We start from the raw sequence: 17368 nt of genomic DNA, 5'->3' as shown, positions 1-17368 counted from the left end.
GGGTCAGGCGCTGGTTCAGCTCATCGATCTGCCCGGTGAGCTACTCAACGTGCTCGGCGAGCATGCGCAACGTCAGGTGGGTGGCCTGGGTCACCGCGTCCTCGTCTCCCTCACCGTCGGGTGGGTCGAGGCGTGCGCAGGTGCGGAACAGCTCGCGGTTGCCCAGGCTGGACAACCGTTCCCGCAGTGCGGGATCGGCGATGACCAGGACGGCTTTGAGCTGGTTGATCGCCTGGGTACGGGCCTTGACCGCGGAGTCCTTGGCGAGCTTGAAGATTCGGGCGCTGTGCACCGGACCGTCGCCGGACTTGGCCCGGGCCCGGGTGCGGCCACTGAGCACGGCTCGCGCGGCGGCCTGAGCGTCGAGCGAGTCCGACTTCCCGAGCAGCCGGCGGGCCGACCGGTCGGGCCGGTTCACTTCGAACACCTGGATCTGCTGCGCCAGCAGATAACGGACAGGCCCGCGCCGAAGGTGCCGGTGCCCTCCACACCGGCTCGACGCACTGTCCCCCGCTTACGGGCCCAGACAAGCAGTTGTCGACACGCCCCGTGGCTCGGTGACAGCAGGCGCCATCCCGCAACGACAGTCGACACGCCTGTGACTGGACACTTCGGTCAAAGATCTCAAGAGTCAGACCCCGTCCGGGACGGCCCTACGCAACCGTCCCATCGATCCCGGCACAACGGCGTGACTCGATCACTGCCGGATGGCTTCGAACGAACCGGCACCCAACCTGGCCTGGGCGTGCTGAACATGAGCTGACTCTTCGTCCACTCGTGACCGGCATTGACGGACAGCCTTGTGGGCCGCCTTACCGGGAGTCCTCCATCGACCATGGCACCAACGGCCCGACGAACGCTCGACAGGGCTGACTCCGCACAGTGCGGCGAAGGACGCCCAGTTGCCCAGGTGTTCCGGGTTGTCCCCCACCGTGTTGATGGCCTCGGGCGGCGATCGTAGTGGGACGGGCGGCGGCGAGGTCCTGCGGCTGTGGCCCTACATCGTCGACCGCGGCGGTCTGGTACGGGCGAGCCGCGTCCAGCGAGGTGTTGGAGCCGAGAGGCCACAAAAGTGGAGTCGACGCGGGCGGCGGCACCTCGCTCGACCTGGCCCTCGTCGGACAGCACGGCGGCCAGGCCAACCCGTGCCGGCGCCGGCCGGCTCGGCGGCGTCGAAGTAGCTCGCCCATTCCGCGACATCGGCGCCAAGCCGGTCCGCCAGGAGTTCGTCGGCGAATCCGAGGTGCGTCTCGGCACGGCGCTCGTCGCCGAGGGCCGCGTGTACCCGGCCCTCTGGGAGACGACCAACGCCTTCGTCGCGGCCATCGCGGCCTTCTTGGCGATGACGCCAAGGAGACCGAGGGGCGTCCTGGGGGTGCCCGAGCTAGATCATCTGTGCGACAGGGTGCAGACAGCCCGTCAGAGCAGAAAACGACGGCAGACACGGAGCGCGCGGCGTCCAGCGGCTCCTGCACGTCGGCCACCATGCAGGCGGAGCCGAGGCCTCGGCAACCGGCACACCGCGTCATTCCGAAGAAACGCGAAACTCGAATTCGCGACGGTCCCCACGGCACGGCGGGCAGGTTCGCGAGCGCGGTCCCGATCCGCACCGCACCGGCGCGGTGGTAGAAGTCCTCGGCGGGAGGGTGCGACACGACCTTGACACGGTCGAGCCCGGCGGCACGGGCCTCGGACTGCATGTGCGCGACGAGCAGCCGTCCAATACCCCGTCGTCGCACTTCGTCGCCAACGAACAGCAGGTCGAGCTCCGGCGGAGCCAGGACGAGCGAGTAGAACCCGAGCGCCCGGCCTCCATGCTCATTGGTGCCGACGGCCACAAAGGCGCGGTGGGCCTCGATGTAATCAGGACCGACCCGGCAAGCTCCCGACCGCGGCCGCGTACTTGGGGTATCGCCGAGGTGAGCCCAAGAGGCCGGCGTTGCGCTCGACAAGGTCTTCCGTACGACGCTCGGACGCCCGATCCCCCCCGCGATCTTCCTGGCCCTCAACGGCATCGTCCTCTTCCTCACCGAACAGCTGCGGCGCGGCGGCACCGGCCACCGGCGGGCCGGGGCCACTGTCGCCCCCGGCGAGCAGCACCTGTCGGCGGACGAGCAGTCGGACCTGCGGATCACCCGCATGACCATCCGCCATGCCGTGACCATCGGCGCGCCGCCCAGATCCTCGCCCTGCTGCCCGGCATCAGCCGCTCCGGCTCCACCATCAGCGCGGGCATCTTCAAGGGCCTCAACCACGAGGACTCTGCCCGCTTCGCCTTCCTGCTCGCCACGCCACTCATCGGCCGAGCAGCGCTGCTCAAGCTGCCCCCGCTGCTCGGCTCCGAGGGCAACGGCCTGCGCGGACCGCTGCTGGCGGGCAGCGTCGCCGCCTTCATCGCGGCCTACCTCGCCACCCGCTTCCTGGTCCGCTACTTCGAGAACCGGACCCTCATCCCCTTCGCCGTCTACTGCACCCTGGCCGGGCTGGGCAGCCTGGCCTACTTCACCATCGGCTGACCGGGCACCTGCTCGCGCACCAGGCGGTCACCCACCGGACCGCCGCACGGCTCGCGCCGCGGTCTGGCCGCCGTTCCAGGGCGGCACGTCCTGATGCCGGCCGAAGCGAGACAACGGCTTCCCGCTGAATCCGGGAACACTCCCGGCCCCCGGCTCTGGCAGCCGCCGGTTCCCTCGCTCACCGAGTGACGTCCAGCTCTGTGTACATCCCGGCCGCGTAGTGGCCCCGGACATTGCACAGCAGCTCATAGCGGCCCGGCCGCAGCGTCACCGTGGTCCAGGCCGCCGCACCGGGGGCGATGCCGTCTCCGGCACCGCTGCCGCAGGTGCGCGACGCCTCGCCGAGGCTGCCTGCTTCCGACACCCGGCCGTCGGAGCCGATGGCACGTTCGCCGGGGGCTTGGCCCGCCGACAGCGGCAACACGATCACCTCGTGCGCGCGGGTTCCCGCATTGACTACCCGCACAGTCACCTTTCCCGCGGGGATCGTCATCGGGCGGGCCACCATGCGCATCATGCCCATGCCGTACCAGCCGGGACGGCCGTTGTCCGGCCCAGACCAGTTCGGGCCCCTCATCATGCGCCCCATGTCCCACACGGTCACGTCGACTGCACTGCCTTTCGCGGCCGGTGCGCTGCATCGGTCGCTCTGCCCTCGCCAGGAGGCCGGTCCCGTCCCGTGGAAGGAGCCGGACGCGGCCATCAGACCGGTCGTGGCGACACCCAGCACCAACGCCGCGGCAGCAATGGCGATCGCCGACCGCACGCCTCGGCGGCGATGCGCGCTCATCGGTGCTCCCGAAGCAGCGCATGCCGACGTTTGTACTCGTCCTCGTCGATCTCCCCGCGTGCGAACCGCTCGGCGAGCAGGTTCTCGGCCCGTTGGTCCTGCCACCCGCCCTCGCCGGACGGTGGAGGGGAGCCGGGCTGCTGCTGACGCGCACCGGCGAGGTAGCGCACAAGTGCGACGAGCCCGACGATCAGGACGGCCCAGAACAGCACCATGAACACCGTCATGAAGATCCAGCCGCCCCAGCCCCATCCGTCTCCGTACCACATCATGCCGATCACTTCCCTCGGCCGATTGCTCCAGTGCCATCAGCATCGACCAGTGAGACCTCAGTCGATCTGGGCCACAATTCCCAGATGTAGGGCCGGAGGGCCCAACGGCCCACCCGGCTCTGCCGTCCACAGCTGTAAAGAAATCCTTCGCAGGGCAATGCGTTCCACCCAGGCCGTTCACCACCCTGGATTTTCACCGTCACTTCGCGGCCGCCGGCGACGGCGGCCGACTCTCCTGACCAGCACTGCCGCCGAATACCCGAGGAACGCGTGGCGGTGGTCACTCTTTGCCGCGGACCACAGCGACGGAGCAGTGCGCGTGATGCAGCAGGGCCTGGCTGACCGAGCCGAGCAGCAGGCCGGTGAAGCCACCGCGTCCACGTGCACCGGCCACGGCGAGCTGCGCGTCATGACTCGCCTCGATCAGCGCGGGCGGATCCGGGAGCGCACCAGGCACCGCTCCACCGTGACCTGCGGGTAGCGCGTCAGCCACGGGGACAGGGTCTCGTCCAGCAGCCGCTGCTCCTCATCACGGAGCCTGTCAATGTCGACCACCATGTTCAGCGGGTCGCCCGGCCCCTCGTAGACCCGTTCGCTCCAGGTGTTCCACATGTGCAGGGCCATCAGGTCCGCACCGCGCATCTTCGCTTCGACGAAGGCGAACTCGACAGCGCTTTCGCCCGCCGGGGAGCCGTCCACCGCCAGCAGGACGGGACCGTTCGGGTTCGGCGTGCCCCGCACCACCAGCACCGGGCAGTGGCCGTACGCGGCCAGATGTACGGCGGTGGAACCGAGGAGCAGGCTGCCGAACGCGCCCAGCCCGCGGCTGCCCACCACGACGAGCGAAGCGGTGCGCGACTCGATCTCCAGCACCATCAGCGGCTCGCCGACGGTGACCTCGCGTGTGATGTCCACCTGCGGCGCGATCTCGCGTGCCCGTTGTTCGGCCTCGGCCAGCGTGCCGTCGACCAGCTCGCGCACCCCCGCCTTGGCCGGATTCCAAGGCTCTCCACCAGGCGGTGGATGGATCGAGGGCCACCCGAAGGCGTGCACCAACCGCAGGCCGACCCCGCTCAGCACCGCCTCACGTGCCGCCGCCTCGACCGCATCCAGGCTGGACGGTTAGCCGTCGACGCCCACGACGACCGGTTTCGCCATGCCGCGCCTCCTCGCTGTGACGACTTTGCGCCAGTCCGCCGGTTCTCATCCATCCTCCGCCGCCCTGCCGGGCGGCGCATCGGCTCCCAAATCCGGCACCAGTCCTTAGATGGCGGCACAGCCACGACCGCCTCGCCGACAGCCTGCACGCCCACTGCCCTGCGAGGCGGACGAACCGGTCCCCCGTCCTCGTCCTCCTCGGCCGGGACAGACGAGGGCGGCGCTCAGTCCGCCACGCCCCGTCGCACACGCCGCGACGGGGCGAACTCGTACAGGTCCAGGACGGCGGGCGGGTCGGTAAGTCCGGGGCCTCCGGCCTGCGTGTAATGGTGGCCGCGGCAGGACGCACGGCAGGTTGCGGCCGCCGGTGACGGCCAGACCGGCAACGGCCCACGGGCCCAGGCGTACTCCGGCGCGATGCACTGCACGTCGGCGGGCGCGGGTGAGCTCGGCATCTTGCGGCACGGCCGTGGGGCCTGCGTGGCTGTCCGCCACGTCTGCACACTCACCCCTCGACCAGGCCGCCTAAACGATCGACGCATTGCGCTGGGGAGAGTGTCTTCCTCTTTGGTGGGACCGATTCACGGTGACGAATGCTCTCGGCCGATGCGGCGCCCGCCGCCCCCGAACGCCGTGGCTACCGCCGTCGCGCTCGCCGAATCGCCGGCCAATACCGGGTGGTCAACTCTCTCGGGCGTCGAATCCGGGCAACGACGAGCTCCTGTTTCGGCAGGAAAGGCACCGCATCGGCCCGGATCCGCAAGGCCGGCCACCGACAGCTGCGGGTTCAGCGCCGCCCGGCTCCAGACCTTGAGGACCCTGGTCACGGATGTCGTGGTGGTCGCAACGCTCATTCCTGCTCCCATCATGCCGGCCTGGTGAGTGGCCGTGGTGCGCGCGAGACGCCTTCGCGGGGGGGAGGAGGCCGACCGGCACATCTCCACCTTCGGGAGCAGATCGGAGGTGCGCTCTATGGCGGGCGTCGAACAGCCTGCCTGTGTCCCCTGCCCGCCCCAGGCCGACCTGACAGCTTCGTTCTACTGCCCCTCGTCGGCCCGGTGCGCCGTGCTGAAGCGTCGCTGATAGGCGGCGGGGCTGAGCGACAATTCCCGCGCGAAAACTCTCCGCATACTCTCGTAATTCGGGAATCCGGCAAGGGATGCCGTCTGCGTTGCGGTATGCCCCTGGTCGAGGAGAGCTTTCGCCATGTCGAACCGGATCATCTCCACGTACCGGGCCGGCGTCGTGGACAGCTCGTCGTGGAAGAGCCGAGTGAGATGCCGAGGGCTCACATTGAGGTGCTTGGCGAGTTCGCCGAGTGAGTGGTTTCCCCCGGGATTCGCCGTGATCAAGTCGGTGATTCTGCGGAGCGCCGGAGACCGGGGCGGCGGTCCTTGCAGTGGGGCGGAGAACTGCGACTGGCCGCCCGAACGCTGCAAATAGACCACCAGGGCGCGGGCGACGTCGCGGGTGAGATCAGGGCCGTGATCCTCCTCGACGAGTGCCAGTGCCAGGTCGATGCCGGCGGTCACGCCCGCCGAGGTGTAGGTGGTTCCGTCACGGACGTAGATCGCGTCGGGTTCGACGCGGCTGGCGCGGCAGCGGACGGCGAGTTCCTGCGCGACCTTCCAGTGCGTGGTCGCGCGCTTGCCGTCCAGGAGGCCGGCGGCGCCGAGGACGAATGCTCCGGTGCAGATGGACGCGACCCGGTGCGCCCGGCCCGCCAGAGTTCGCGTGGCCTCGATCAGATCACGGGAGACCGGTGTGCGCGGGTAGATGTCGGCGCCGGCCACCAGGAACGTGTCGGGAGCAGCCTCTGTGGCGGCGGCGTCGACCGAGATCCGGATCCCGATGGACGAGGTGACATCGGCACCGGTCGGTGACACCAGAACCATCTTGTAGTCGGCGCCGAGCCGGTTCGCTTCCCCGAACACCTCCGCGGGGCCGACGACGTCCAGGAGTTTGACCCCGTCGTAGACGAGGATCGCGACCCGATGCGTGGCGGAGCCCACAGCCCCGCTGCCCGCCTGTCCGGATTCGGGTGACTCATGGCCGGACCGAGGGAGCGCCGGACGCCGGGTGGTCGGCAGGGTGGAAGACGGACGCACCGTCCATTCGTAACACACCGATACCGGAAGGAGCAGAGGTCATGAGCAAGATCATCGCAGGGCTGGAGATTCCTGAAACGGCGGCTGTCGCCGAGGCCACCCGCCTCATGCAGGAGATGACCAGCCCCCTCATCTACCACCACTCCCGGCGCGTTTTCGCCTTCGGCGCCCTGCACGCTCACCGGCTCGGCCTGAAGCCCGATCCGGAGCTTCTCTACCTGTCCGCCATGTTTCACGACACCGGCCTCTTGACGCCGTTCTCCGACGTCGAGCAGCGCTTCGAGGTCGATGGAGCCGACCACGCACGCAAGTTCATGCTCGACCACGGCTTCCCGGCCACGGCCGCCGACGTGGTGTGGACGGCGATCGCGCTGCACACGACCCCGGGAATCCCCGGCCGGATGGGCCCGGAGATCGCCATCACGTACTTCGGGGTTCTGACGGACGTGCTCGGCTTCGGTCTGGACGAGCTGGATCGCAGCCAGGTGGACGAAATCACCGCCGTCCATCCGCGGGGCGACTTCAAGAACGAGTTCCTGCAGGCCTACGTCGAGGGACTCAAGCACCGCCCCGAGACCACGAACGGAACCGTCAACTCGGATGTGCTGGAGCACTTCGTTCCCGGCTTCCGTCGCACCACCACGGTCGAGCGCATGCTGGGCGCTCCCTGGCCGAGCTGATCAGGACACCAGAAGAGGCAAACGTGATGAAACGTGCGAGTCGCTCCCGCGACGGGCGTCGTCTCGGACGAGGTCCGGCTTTCGCCGTGCTGGCCTGCGCCAATGTGGTGATGATGGCCACGGCAAGCGCACCGTCACCGATCTACCCGCTGTACCGGGAGCGGTGGGGCCTGACGGTCACGATGCTGACGGTGATCTTCTCGGTGTATGTCGCGGGTCTGCTCGGCGCGTTGCTGACGGTCGGATCGCTGAGCGACCACCTGGGGCGCCGCCCTGTGCTGGTCGCCGCCCTTCTGGTGGCGGCGACCAGCACGGCTGTCTTCTGGACGGCCGACGGCGTCGTCTTTCTCCTGATCGCCCGGGTCGTGCAGGGTATCGCCACGGGGACGGCCACGGGCGCTCTTGCCGCCGGACTGGTCGACCTCTCACCCGAGCGACGTCCGCAGCTGGGACCGACGACGACAGCGGTGGGCACGAGTATCGGCATGGCCACCGGTGCCGGAGTCGTGGGATTGCTGGTTCAGTCAACTTCACGTCCCGATGAGTATGTCTTTCCGGTCCTTACGCTGACCTTCGTCGTTTTGGCCGCGGCCGTCCTCAGGATCCCTGAGACACCGGCCCCGCAAGCGTTTCGGCCGGCGTTGTTGCGGCCGAGAGTCCGGGTTCCTCGGGAGGTCCGGCCGGCGTTCCTCGCCTCGGTTCCCGCCGTTGTCGCGGGGTGGGGCGTCACGGGTCTGTTCCTTTCGCTCACTCCGTCCCTCGTGAGCAACGTCCTGCATGTGCGGTCCGGTGCTGCGGGCGGGCTCAGCATCGCGGCGCTTTTTCTGGCCAACAGCGTGGGCGGGGTGTGGTCCGTTCGGCATACGGCACGGCTCGCCACCTTGCTGGGGGCGGTTCTCCTGACTCTGGGTGCGTCCGCACTGGCGGTGGCCATCGCTGACGCGTCGCTGGTCGTATACGTGGGCGGATCGGTCGTGGCGGGTCTGGGCGTCGGCCTGACGTTCAACGGCAGCCTCCGCGCCATCAGCGCGGTCACCACCGTGAAGTCGCGGTCGGAGGTCTTCTCGGCCGTGTACGTGATCAGCTATGCGGCGGTGAGTCTTCCGGCCCTCGCGGCCGGGGTCGCGGCGCCCTCATGGGGGCTGGAGACCACGGGCTATCTGTACGTCGGCTTCGTCGGGGCGCTGTCCTTTGGTGCGGCCCTGCACGCCGGACGATCGCGTGCTCACCGGCCGATGGGAGACCCGATGCGGACGGCCGGGGAATGCGAGCCTCGCAGCGGACTGACCCGCTGCTGAGCCTGCCGCATCGAGTCCCTTCCTGGGTGGGGTTGCCCCAGGGAGAGTGGCCCCACCATGAAACACCGCCGTACGCCGACGGCAGCCCCGGAGCAGCTTGATCACGACTTACGACCGCCGTGTCAGAGCCGTGCTGAGCTCGGGAACTACGCTGGCTCCGCAGGCTGGAGGAGGTTGCGATCCGTATGAGTGATGGGCACGGCCCCAGGCGGTCTGAGCAGGAGGGCCTGCTCGAAGCCGAATGGGAGAGGCACCGGCCCGCGGTCTTCGGAGTGGCCTACCGGCTGCTGGGGACTGTGGCCGATGCCGAGGATGTCACCCAGGACGTGTGGCTGCGGGCGGCCGGAGCGGCTCTGCAGGAAATCGATGATCTGCGGGCCTGGCTGGTGACGGTGGCAGCGCGACGGTCGTACGACATCATCAAGAGCGCCCGCTTCCGCCGGGAGACCTATGTCGGGCCGTGGCTGCCGGAGCCGCTGCTGACAGGACCGGACGCGTCGCAGCCGGTACTCGTCGACGAGTCCGTCAGCTCGGCGATGCTCCTGATCATGGAAGAGCTGAGCCCGCCGGAGCGGGTGGCCTTCGTCCTGCACGATGTCTTCGGCCTTGAGTTCGGCCGGATCGCCGAAGTGCTGGACGTCTCCGTGCCGGGCGCCCGGCAGCTCGCCTCGCGGGCCCGACGGCGGGTGGCCAAGGCGAAGCAGTCCACACCGCGGGCGTCGAAGGCAGAGCGCGAACGGGTCCTCCAGGTCTTCCGCGCCGCCTACGAGGCCGGGGACCTGGCCGGCCTGGTCAGGCTCCTGCACCCGGACGCGGTCTACGTCACCGACGGCGGCGGCAAGGTCTCGGCGGCACGCAAGCTCATCCACGGCGGCGAGCGCGTCGCCGAGGTCATGGTGCGTACGGGACGCCAGTGGCACCCGGACCGCATCGACTTCGCGGAGGTCGGCGGCGAGCTGGCCCTCGTGTTCCACCGGCAAGGCCGCATCTACTCCGTCGACACGGTACAGATCACAGGCGGTCTGATCACCGCGTACCGCAGGGTCCTCAACCCCGACAAACTCGTGCACGTCTGAGCTGTCACACACGGAGGGGCTACCTCGTCTCCCTGCCGAGAACGCATAACGGGCGACGAAGGAATACGCGCGAGCAGGTGAGATCGATCATGCAGAACGGCATACATCCACCTGCAGCCGCTGTGAGCCCCGCGCGGGAGTGCGCTGTGCACTCGGGTTGCCCCTTCCACTAAGGATCTGTATGCAAGCCATCACTGTGCGAGACCGTGACGCTGGTCTTGCCGGGATGTCCTTGACGGACATTCCCTACCCTCACGCGGCCGAGAACGACGTCATCGTGAGGGTGCACGCCGCCGGCTTCACCCCTGGCGAGCTGGACTGGCCCGCCACGTGGACCGATCGCGCCGGCCGCGACCGGACGCCGAGCGTGCCCGGGCACGAGCTGTCCGGTGTCGTCGTGGAGCTGGGGTACGGCACCACCGGCCTGAGCGTCGGACAGCGGGTGTTCGGCCTGGCCGACTGGACCCGCGACGGCGCCCTCGCCGAGTACACCGCGGTGGAGGCCCGCAACCTCGCCCCGCTGCCGGCGGACATCGACCACACCGTGGCCGCCGCGCTGCCCATCTCGGGGCTGACCGCCTGGCAGGGCCTGTTCGACCACGGCCGCCTCACCACAGGCCAGACCGTCCTGATCCACGGTGCCGCGGGCGGCGTCGGCTCGATCGCAGTACAGCTCGCCCGCGAGGCCGGCGCCCGCGTCATCGGCACCGGCCGCGCCTCAGGCAGGGACAGGGCACTCGCACTCGGCGTCGACACCTTCATCGACCTGCAGGCCGAAAAGCTGGAGGCCGCCGGCGAGGCCGACGTCGTGTTCGACGTGATCGGCGGCGACATCCTCGACCGCTCGGCCGCCCTCGTCCGGGCCGGTGGCACGCTCGTCACCATCGTCATGCCGCCCAAGGTCCAGCCCAAGAACGGGCGGGCGGTCTTCTTCGTCGTCGAACCCGACCGCGCCCGGCTCGCCGACCTCGCCACGCGGCTCAGGGACGGCCGGCTCAAGCCGGTCGTCGGTGCTGTGCGGCCCCTCGCCGAGGCAGCCGACGCGTTCGCCCCCGGCGAGCGGACCCCGGGCAAGACGATCATCCGCGTCACGGAAGACTGAATCAGGAGACCCATCGTGATCGGAATGCGAATCGCCACCGGCCTGCTGGCTGCGGCCACGCTGACTGGGGCCACGGCCTGCTCGGCCTCCGACCAGCCCGCCCACGCCAAGGCGCAGGCGACGGTCACAGCATCGACGCGCCCCGTCGAAACCTTCACACCGCTGCTCCAGCAGGCGCTTCCGAATGTGAAGGGTAAGACGTTCACCTCGGCGATCGTCGCCTTCCCGCCCAACGCAAGCGCGCTGCCGCACCGGCACGGCCAGGCGTTCGTCTACGCCTACGTCCTCGAAGGCACCGTGCGCAGCCAGCTCGACGACAAGCCCGTGACCACCTACCACCAGGGCGAGAACTGGGTCGAGCAGCCGGGCGCCCACCATGTCCTCACCGAGAACACCAGCCGGACCAGCCCGGCAAAGCTCCTGGTCGTCTTCGTCTCCGACACCGGCGCCAAGCTCAAGGTCGACGACCCGAAGTCGTAACCCCCGGGGCATGCAGCGGAGCGGCAACACTCTTCACGAGCCCCGCCCCTGCCGGAGCACGCCCCATCCACCACCAGACGTGCCCGACAAGCGCGGCGCGGACCACACGAAGGAAGCAAAGGAACCATGACCGATCCTCAGCGCGTCAACATCGGCGAGCAGCACCCGGCCGCCTACAAGACCCTCATCGCCCTGTCGGCGGAGGTGGAGAAGGCCGCCGCCGCAGCGGGCCTCGACCCGCTCCTGGTCGAGCTGCTGAGGATCCGCACCTCCCAGATCAACGGTTGCTCGTTCTGCCTGCGCATGCACACCCGTGACGCCCTCAAGAAGGGCGAGAACCCCGACCGTATCGCGGTGCTGCCCGCCTGGGCAGAGACCGGCTACTTCTCCGACACCGACCGCGCCGCCCTCCGCCTGACCGAGGCGATCACACGAGTGCCGGACGGACACGTCAGCGACGAGGACTTCAACGCCGCCGCGGCCGTACTCACCGCAGACCAGATCTCGGCCATCGCCTGGCTGGCAACCGTGATGAACGCCTTCAACCGCGTCGCGATCACCAGCCGGTACCCCGTCGGCAGCTGACCTCGACGGTGCTAACCGCGGTGATGGGCGCTGCCGAAGCCTCCACGTCGTGCAATTGCTGGTGCAATCAGCCGGGCGGCTTGTGCGAGCCGCCCCGGCTCACACAAGCGCGGAGGCATCCGACGACGTACGTGCGTGCACGGGGAACAGCCAGGGAGGCGGATCGCGCCCCCGCTTGTCCGGGCGGAAGGTGCCGTACGGGTTGACGTTGGGCCTGAACAGGGCGGTCAGACCGCGCCGGTCCTCGTCCGCCGGCTTCTTGGCCACTCTGTCTCGGCCAGAACCTGCTGGAACAGCAGCGGTTTGACATGCACGTGGCTGCCTGGCGCAGGTGCAGGGACGGCATCGACGTTTCCGGCTTGCTCCTGGTACCCCGCTGATCGGCCGGAAGTGCCACTTCTCGTACGGCGTCTCCGTCGTCACGCGGCTGCTGCACCGCACGGGCTACAGCGTGGTGCAGATGACCGCCCGGCCAAACCGGGCCTGCCCGCCGGCCTGTGCTGCCGGCTGCGCCGGAACGCGGGCTGCAAGGACGGGCGCCGCGCTCTCACCAAAAGTGACTACATCCCGCCTGGACGACGCCCAACATCTGCTGAAGGCCCTGATCGTGGTGTGGGGCCGACTGGGCACTCACTGTGCTGCGTGGCCTGGCGTCTGTGCCAGGATCGCCCGCGATGCGGCGGCTGACCGTCCACGGCGACGACCGCCCGCTGCGGGTCACACCCGCTTCCCCGAGGCGCTCGCCGCTCTGGCCCAGCGTGCCGCCCGCCGGCACCGGAACGTGCTCGCCGCGGCGGTGCCCGGTTGTCCTGGGCGGTCGAGTGCACCACCGAATCGCTGCGAGCCCTGCCGACGACCCTCGCAACCGCAAGTGACGGCGGCGATCTGGGACATGTGCGGACCCGCCGGGGAGCACCACACGGCCGAGCTGACCAACCTCTTGTACCGCGACCGCCGTTCCTATGGTCGTCGACCACACTGCCGGAGGAGTTCGCGCCTGTGGAATCGGGTCAAGGCGGTGTCGCCCGGACCGGTCCGCTCGCCGGGCTGGACAGACAACTGCCGACCGGCACACGGCCTGGTCGCCGCGTTCGGCGTCGCACGGGAGCGAGCATGTACTCGCCGAGGGCGTGCCGAAAGCATGGGTGCCGTGCTCGGAGGGATGGCCGAGGCCGACGAGTTCGCCGCAGCCGTCGCATTTCTGCTGGGGCCTGATGCCCGGTCGATCAGCGCAAAAGCGTATTCAGATGAGTTCGAGGCCTCCGTCGATCGTGAGAACCTGGCCCGTCAGCCACGTTGCGGTGGGATCTGCGAAGTGGACGACCCAGGACGCGACTTCCTCCGGTTCTCCCCTCCTCCCCAGAGGGATCCGGGATGCCTGCTCATTCTTGACCTTCATCACCTCCTCCTCCGTGAGTCCGCTGACGTACAGAGCCTCGCTTTCGGTCGGACCGGGGGCAATGGCATTCACTCTGATCCCGTCCCTGGACAGCTCGACCGCCCAGGTCCGCGTCAGCTGTTCCAGGGCGGCCTTGGTCGCCCCGTAGTGGGCACCACCCGGGTGGGGGCGATGGCCGTAGGTGCTGGAGATGTTGATGACCGAGCCCTTGCTGCGACGCAGGTGAGGCAACGCTGCCTGGGAGATCATGGTGGGTGCGATGACGTTGAGGTCGAACAGGTCGGTGATGCGCGAGCGTGTCACCTCGTCGAACGAGACACGCGCGGTGGCGCCGGCGTTGTTCACCACCACGTCAAGCTGCTTCCACCGGTCGATCGCCGTACCGATGATCAGCTCAGGAGCAAGCTCCAAGCGCACGTCCGTGGCGAGAGTCTCGATGCCGGGGTGCATGGCGGCAGTCTCCTCCAGGGCCACCTGGCGTCGTCCGACACCGAGGACGTGCGCCCCCGCTTCGGCCATCGCGACCGCCGTTGCTCGGCCGATCCCAGTGCCGGCTCCGGTGACGATGACGACGCGGTCATGAAGGGGGCGGGCGTGCTGGTGTTCCATCATGTGTCTTCCTCTTGCTGTACGACTGGCGTCAGGACACGACCGCCCGGCAAACATCGGCACAGTCGGTTGTCCACGATGGGGACGTCCAGGACTTTCATCCGCCATGGACGAGGATCGCACCCGATGCGTGGCGGAGCCCACAACCCCGCTGCCCGCCTGTCCGGATTCGGGTGACTCATGGCCGGACCGAGGGAGCGCCGGACGCCGGGTGGTAGGCAGTGTGGAAGACGGATGCACTGTCCAACTGATACCGGGAGGAGCAAAGGTCATGAGCCAGATCATCGCGGGGATGGAGATTCCTGAAACGGCGGCTGCCGCCGAGGCCACCCGTCTTACGCAGGAGATGACCAGCCCGCTCATCTACCACCACTCCCGGCGCGTTTTCGTCTTCGGCGCCATTCATGCTCACAAGCTTGGCGTGGACCCCGACCCGGAGCTTCTCTACTTGTCCGCCGTGTTTCACGACACGGGCCTTATGACGCCGTTTTCCAACGTGGAGCAGCGCTTCGAGGTCGATGGGGCTGATCACGCATCGAACCACGTCTGACGGGTCGAGATCACCGCCGCAGCCACCGTCGGGGGCGGTGTGAACGGACTGCTGGCCCCCGTGCCTGGTAGCTCGATCACTCCTGCTCTGGATTTGTCCATCCACCAGACAGCCGAGCAGTTGGGGGGACCACATCGCCGGGGGACACAGAAGGGAGAAGCGGTGGGCAGTTCCGCAGCGACAGCAGTCTCCGAGGCTCAGACGGCCATCAAGAGAGTCCGCCCAGCGATAGCTCTCCTGGACGAGCAGGGGACGGTGGTCGGATGGTCACAGGCCGCTCAGCAGCTCGTGGGCTATTCGGCCATGGAGGTGGTGGGGCGGTCCGCCGGTGTCCTGTTGGTGACCGCCGACGACCGAGCAAGGGCTTCACAAGCCGCACGGGAGAGCACCCTCCGGGGGTGCTGGTCCGACCTTGCGCAGGTGCGCCACCGCGACGGCCGCAGCATCGACGTGTTTCTGTGCGTGTCATCGCTGTCCGGGCATGACGGCCGGGACTGGTGGGTGGTCTGCGCGGCCGACAAGGCTTCCCTTCCCGCGTGGCCGGCCAAGGTCACAGCGGCGGAGCCGCTCCACGCCAGGCTGCCGCTGCCGAGCCGCCTGCCGATCGGCGTCGTCATACGGGACACGCACCTACGCTGCATCCAGGCGAACGACACCCAGGGCTCCAAGGACGGCATTCCTCTCCACAAGCGGCTGGGCCGCAGGCTGACGGAGGCGGCGCCCGGGGCGAAGGCCGAAATGCTGGAGGCAGTGATGCACCAGGTGCTCGAGAGCGGCGACCCGGCGATCGACGTGGACTACCAGGCTTTCCTGCCGGCCAATGTGCGAAGCAACCGGATGTTGACGGCGTCCTACGTCCGCCTCGACGACGCGCAGGGGCGCGCGCTGGGCGTGTGCGTCGTGAGCGTGGACGTCACCGACAGCCGGCGGGCGCGAGAGCGTCTGGCAATCCTCGGCGAGGCCAGCAGGCGCATCGGCACCACTTTGGATGTCATGCAGACCGGGCAGGAACTGGCCGACCTGGCCGTGCCGCTCCTCGCGGACTACGCCACCGTCGATCTGGCGGAGTCGGTCCCACTCGGCGAGGAGCCCTTGGCCCATCTCAGCCCACAGGGCGGGCGGATCCCCGTCTTCCGCCGTGCGGGCCTGGCCTCGATCCACCCGGGAACGCCGGAGTCTCTGTTCGCTCGCGGAGAGCCGGTCTTCGTCCCGCCCACTTCACCCTTCACCGGCGTCCTGCACTCCGGGAAATCCCACTTCGAGCCCCTACTGGACGCATCCCCCGGCACATGGCTGGATCACCACGACGCGGCGCGGGCGCAGAAGCTCCGCGAGCACGCCATGCACTCGTTGATGATCGTTCCGATCAAGGCGCGGGGCGCAATGCTGGGTGTGGCGGTGTTCGTGCGGACGAAGGACGCCAGGCCGTTCGAGGAGGACGACCTGCTCTTGGCAGAGGAACTCGTCAACTGGGCAGCGCTGGCCCTGGACAACGCCCGCCAGTACGTGCGCGAACGCTCCGCGGCTCTCGCCCTGCAGCGGCTGCTGCTCCCCCACCGCCCCACAGGCGGCTCTGCCGCTGATGTGGCCTGGCGCTACCTGCCGGCCGACAGCCACCACGGCATCGGGGGTGACTGGTTCGACGTGATCCCCCTCTCCGGCGCCCGCGTCGCCCTGGTCGTCGGCGACGTGGTCGGACACGGCATCAATGCGGCGGCGAAGATGGGACAACTCCGCACCGCCATGCGCACCCTCGCCGACATGGACATGCCTCCCGACGAAGTACTGTCCCGCCTCGACGAGCAGGTCATCCGCCTCACCGAGGCGGAAGCCGAGCCCCGGCACCAGGCCGCCACCGCGATGGCCGCCACGTGCCTGTACGCCGTCTACGACCCGGTCACCCGAACCTGCACCATGGCACGGGCCGGCCACCCTCTGCCCGCGATCATCGACCCTCACGGCCACGTCACCTTCCCCGACCTGCCCACCGGAGCACCGCTCGGCCTCGGGCTGGTCCCCTTCGAGTCCGTGACCTGGGAACTCACCGAAGGAAGCGTGCTCGCCCTCTATACCGACGGTCTCGTCGAGGTCCGCGACCAGGACATCAGCGCCGGCATGAACCGCTTGCGCGCGGCCCTCGCACGGCCCGACCTCACACTGGACGATCTGTGCTCTTCCGCAGTGGACACACTGCGGACCCAGCCGCCGAGCGACGATGTCACTCTGCTCCTCGCACGGACCCGCTCGCTGAACGCAGACCAGGTCGCCTCTTGGCAGTTCCCCAGCGACCCCGCCATCGTCGGCCGTGCCCGAACCCTCGCTACCCGGCAACTCACTCAGTGGGGGCTGGAACAGCTGGCCGAGTCCACGGAGCTGATCGTCAGCGAACTGTTCACCAACGCCATCATCCACGGCAGCAGCGACTGCAACGGCGACCGCACGATCGGCCTACGCCTCATCCGACACGAGATGCTGACCTGCGAAGTCTCCGACGCCAGTAACAGCCACCCGAGTGCGCGCCACGCCCGCACCACCGACGAACACGGCCGCGGCCTCTTCCTCGTCAATCAACTGTCCCGCCGATGGGGAACCCGCCACACCTCGGACGGCAAAATCATATGGGCTGACCAGCAACTGCCAACCAATGCGTGTGAACCGTTCCGGGTTCGGTAGGGACTCGATCGTTTGAGAGGATCGAGTTATGGCACGTCCTTCCCAGTACCCGCTTGAGCTGCGCCGTCGTGC

General features: G+C 68.8%; 16 protein-coding genes and 2 pseudogenes. 9 read left to right on the top strand and 9 right to left on the bottom strand.

Annotated features, from left to right (window positions below; all coding sequences use genetic code 11):
• Window positions 1–40: 40 nt before the first annotated feature.
• The 3 genes and pseudogenes from ACZ63F_RS42440 to ACZ63F_RS42430 form a co-directional block, all read right to left on the bottom strand.
• Window positions 41–418 (bottom strand): hypothetical protein, encoded by a 378-nt coding sequence (locus ACZ63F_RS42440; RefSeq protein ID WP_469719377.1) that lies wholly within the window; start codon window positions 416–418, stop codon window positions 41–43.
• Between the two features lie 279 nt (window positions 419–697).
• Window positions 698–931: a transposase gene (locus ACZ63F_RS42435; protein ID WP_469719375.1), complete on the bottom strand. Its 234-nt coding sequence runs from the start codon at window positions 929–931 to the stop codon at window positions 698–700.
• 594 nt (window positions 932–1525) lie between these two features.
• Window positions 1526–1929 (bottom strand): annotated as a pseudogene (locus ACZ63F_RS42430) (GNAT family N-acetyltransferase).
• Here ACZ63F_RS42430 and ACZ63F_RS42425 point away from each other — a divergent pair.
• Window positions 1920–2516 carry an undecaprenyl-diphosphate phosphatase gene (locus tag ACZ63F_RS42425; protein WP_469719373.1) on the top strand — a complete coding sequence of 199 codons (597 nt, stop codon included), beginning with the start codon at window positions 1920–1922 and terminating at the stop codon, window positions 2514–2516. The pseudogene ACZ63F_RS42430 and the gene ACZ63F_RS42425 overlap by 10 nt on opposite strands.
• Window positions 2517–2694: 178 nt before the next feature.
• On the opposite strand, the gene ACZ63F_RS42420 is transcribed toward ACZ63F_RS42425, so the two are convergent.
• The 4 genes and pseudogenes from ACZ63F_RS42420 to ACZ63F_RS42405 form a co-directional block, all read right to left on the bottom strand.
• Window positions 2695–3306: a sulfocyanin-like copper-binding protein gene (locus tag ACZ63F_RS42420; protein ID WP_469719372.1), complete on the bottom strand. Its 612-nt coding sequence runs from the start codon at window positions 3304–3306 to the stop codon at window positions 2695–2697.
• Window positions 3303–3578 (bottom strand): SHOCT domain-containing protein, encoded by a 276-nt coding sequence (locus ACZ63F_RS42415; protein WP_469719371.1) that lies wholly within the window; start codon window positions 3576–3578, stop codon window positions 3303–3305. Before ACZ63F_RS42415 ends, ACZ63F_RS42420 begins: the two co-directional genes overlap by 4 nt.
• 280 nt (window positions 3579–3858) lie before the next feature.
• Window positions 3859–4691: pseudogene (locus ACZ63F_RS42410) on the bottom strand (universal stress protein).
• A gap of 1082 nt (window positions 4692–5773) precedes the next feature.
• Window positions 5774–6748 (bottom strand): GlxA family transcriptional regulator, encoded by a 975-nt coding sequence (locus ACZ63F_RS42405; protein ID WP_469719369.1) that lies wholly within the window; start codon window positions 6746–6748, stop codon window positions 5774–5776.
• A 137-nt stretch (window positions 6749–6885) separates the two neighbouring features.
• On the opposite strand from ACZ63F_RS42405, the gene ACZ63F_RS42400 reads away from it, so the two are divergent.
• The 6 genes from ACZ63F_RS42400 (at window position 6886) to ACZ63F_RS42375 (ending at window position 12065) form a co-directional block, all read left to right on the top strand.
• Window positions 6886–7524, top strand: a complete 639-nt coding sequence (locus ACZ63F_RS42400) for an HD domain-containing protein (RefSeq protein WP_469719367.1) — start codon at window positions 6886–6888, stop codon at window positions 7522–7524.
• An 86-nt stretch (window positions 7525–7610) separates the two neighbouring features.
• On the top strand, window positions 7611–8822 hold the full coding sequence (locus ACZ63F_RS42395) for an MFS transporter (RefSeq protein ID WP_469719365.1): 1212 nt from the start codon (window positions 7611–7613) through the stop codon (window positions 8820–8822).
• A 185-nt stretch (window positions 8823–9007) separates the two neighbouring features.
• Window positions 9008–9898: an RNA polymerase sigma factor SigJ gene (sigJ, locus tag ACZ63F_RS42390; RefSeq protein ID WP_469719363.1), complete on the top strand. Its 891-nt coding sequence runs from the start codon at window positions 9008–9010 to the stop codon at window positions 9896–9898.
• Between the two features lie 181 nt (window positions 9899–10079).
• The gene (locus tag ACZ63F_RS42385) at window positions 10080–11000 is read left to right on the top strand and encodes an NADP-dependent oxidoreductase (RefSeq protein WP_469719361.1); all 921 of its coding nucleotides are present in this window, start codon (window positions 10080–10082) and stop codon (window positions 10998–11000) included.
• 24 nt (window positions 11001–11024) lie between these two features.
• Window positions 11025–11480, top strand: a complete 456-nt coding sequence (locus ACZ63F_RS42380; protein ID WP_469719384.1) for a cupin domain-containing protein — start codon at window positions 11025–11027, stop codon at window positions 11478–11480.
• A gap of 126 nt (window positions 11481–11606) precedes the next feature.
• Window positions 11607–12065 carry a carboxymuconolactone decarboxylase family protein gene (locus tag ACZ63F_RS42375; RefSeq protein ID WP_469719359.1) on the top strand — a complete coding sequence of 153 codons (459 nt, stop codon included), beginning with the start codon at window positions 11607–11609 and terminating at the stop codon, window positions 12063–12065.
• 99 nt (window positions 12066–12164) lie between these two features.
• Here ACZ63F_RS42375 and ACZ63F_RS42370 read toward each other — a convergent pair whose 3' ends face one another.
• Complete coding sequence (locus tag ACZ63F_RS42370) at window positions 12165–12332, bottom strand: hypothetical protein (RefSeq protein WP_469719357.1); 168 nt, start codon at window positions 12330–12332, stop codon at window positions 12165–12167.
• A gap of 976 nt (window positions 12333–13308) precedes the next feature.
• A complete protein-coding gene (locus ACZ63F_RS42365) occupies window positions 13309–14076 on the bottom strand; it encodes an SDR family NAD(P)-dependent oxidoreductase (RefSeq protein ID WP_469719355.1) in 768 nt (255 codons plus the stop codon).
• Between the two features lie 268 nt (window positions 14077–14344).
• On the opposite strand from ACZ63F_RS42365, the gene ACZ63F_RS42360 reads away from it, so the two are divergent.
• Together ACZ63F_RS42360 and ACZ63F_RS42355 are read left to right on the top strand one after the other, a co-directional pair.
• Window positions 14345–14623, top strand: a complete 279-nt coding sequence (locus ACZ63F_RS42360; RefSeq protein WP_469719353.1) for an HD domain-containing protein — start codon at window positions 14345–14347, stop codon at window positions 14621–14623.
• A 162-nt stretch (window positions 14624–14785) separates the two neighbouring features.
• A complete protein-coding gene (locus ACZ63F_RS42355; protein ID WP_469719351.1) occupies window positions 14786–17296 on the top strand; it encodes a SpoIIE family protein phosphatase in 2511 nt (836 codons plus the stop codon).
• The last annotated feature ends 72 nt before the right edge of the window (window positions 17297–17368 follow it).

This window comes from Streptomyces sp. NPDC104761 (assembly GCF_055583445.1).
This window is presented reverse-complemented; position numbering and strand designations above follow the sequence as displayed.

Bases quoted from the DNA above. Each gene is read 5' to 3' on its own strand.
- ACZ63F_RS42360 (WP_469719353.1), top strand. From the start codon at position 14,345: ATGAGCCAGATCATCGCGGGGATGGAGATTCCTGAAACGGCGGCTGCC.
- ACZ63F_RS42365 (WP_469719355.1), bottom strand. From the start codon at position 14,076: ATGATGGAACACCAGCACGCCCGCCCCCTTCATGACCGCGTCGTCATC.
- ACZ63F_RS42375 (WP_469719359.1), top strand. From the start codon at position 11,607: ATGACCGATCCTCAGCGCGTCAACATCGGCGAGCAGCACCCGGCCGCC.
- ACZ63F_RS42385 (WP_469719361.1), top strand. From the start codon at position 10,080: ATGCAAGCCATCACTGTGCGAGACCGTGACGCTGGTCTTGCCGGGATG.
- ACZ63F_RS42380 (WP_469719384.1), top strand. From the start codon at position 11,025: ATGCGAATCGCCACCGGCCTGCTGGCTGCGGCCACGCTGACTGGGGCC.
- sigJ (WP_469719363.1), top strand. From the start codon at position 9,008: ATGAGTGATGGGCACGGCCCCAGGCGGTCTGAGCAGGAGGGCCTGCTC.
- ACZ63F_RS42415 (WP_469719371.1), bottom strand. From the start codon at position 3,578: ATGATGTGGTACGGAGACGGATGGGGCTGGGGCGGCTGGATCTTCATG.
- ACZ63F_RS42420 (WP_469719372.1), bottom strand. From the start codon at position 3,306: ATGAGCGCGCATCGCCGCCGAGGCGTGCGGTCGGCGATCGCCATTGCT.
- ACZ63F_RS42400 (WP_469719367.1), top strand. From the start codon at position 6,886: ATGAGCAAGATCATCGCAGGGCTGGAGATTCCTGAAACGGCGGCTGTC.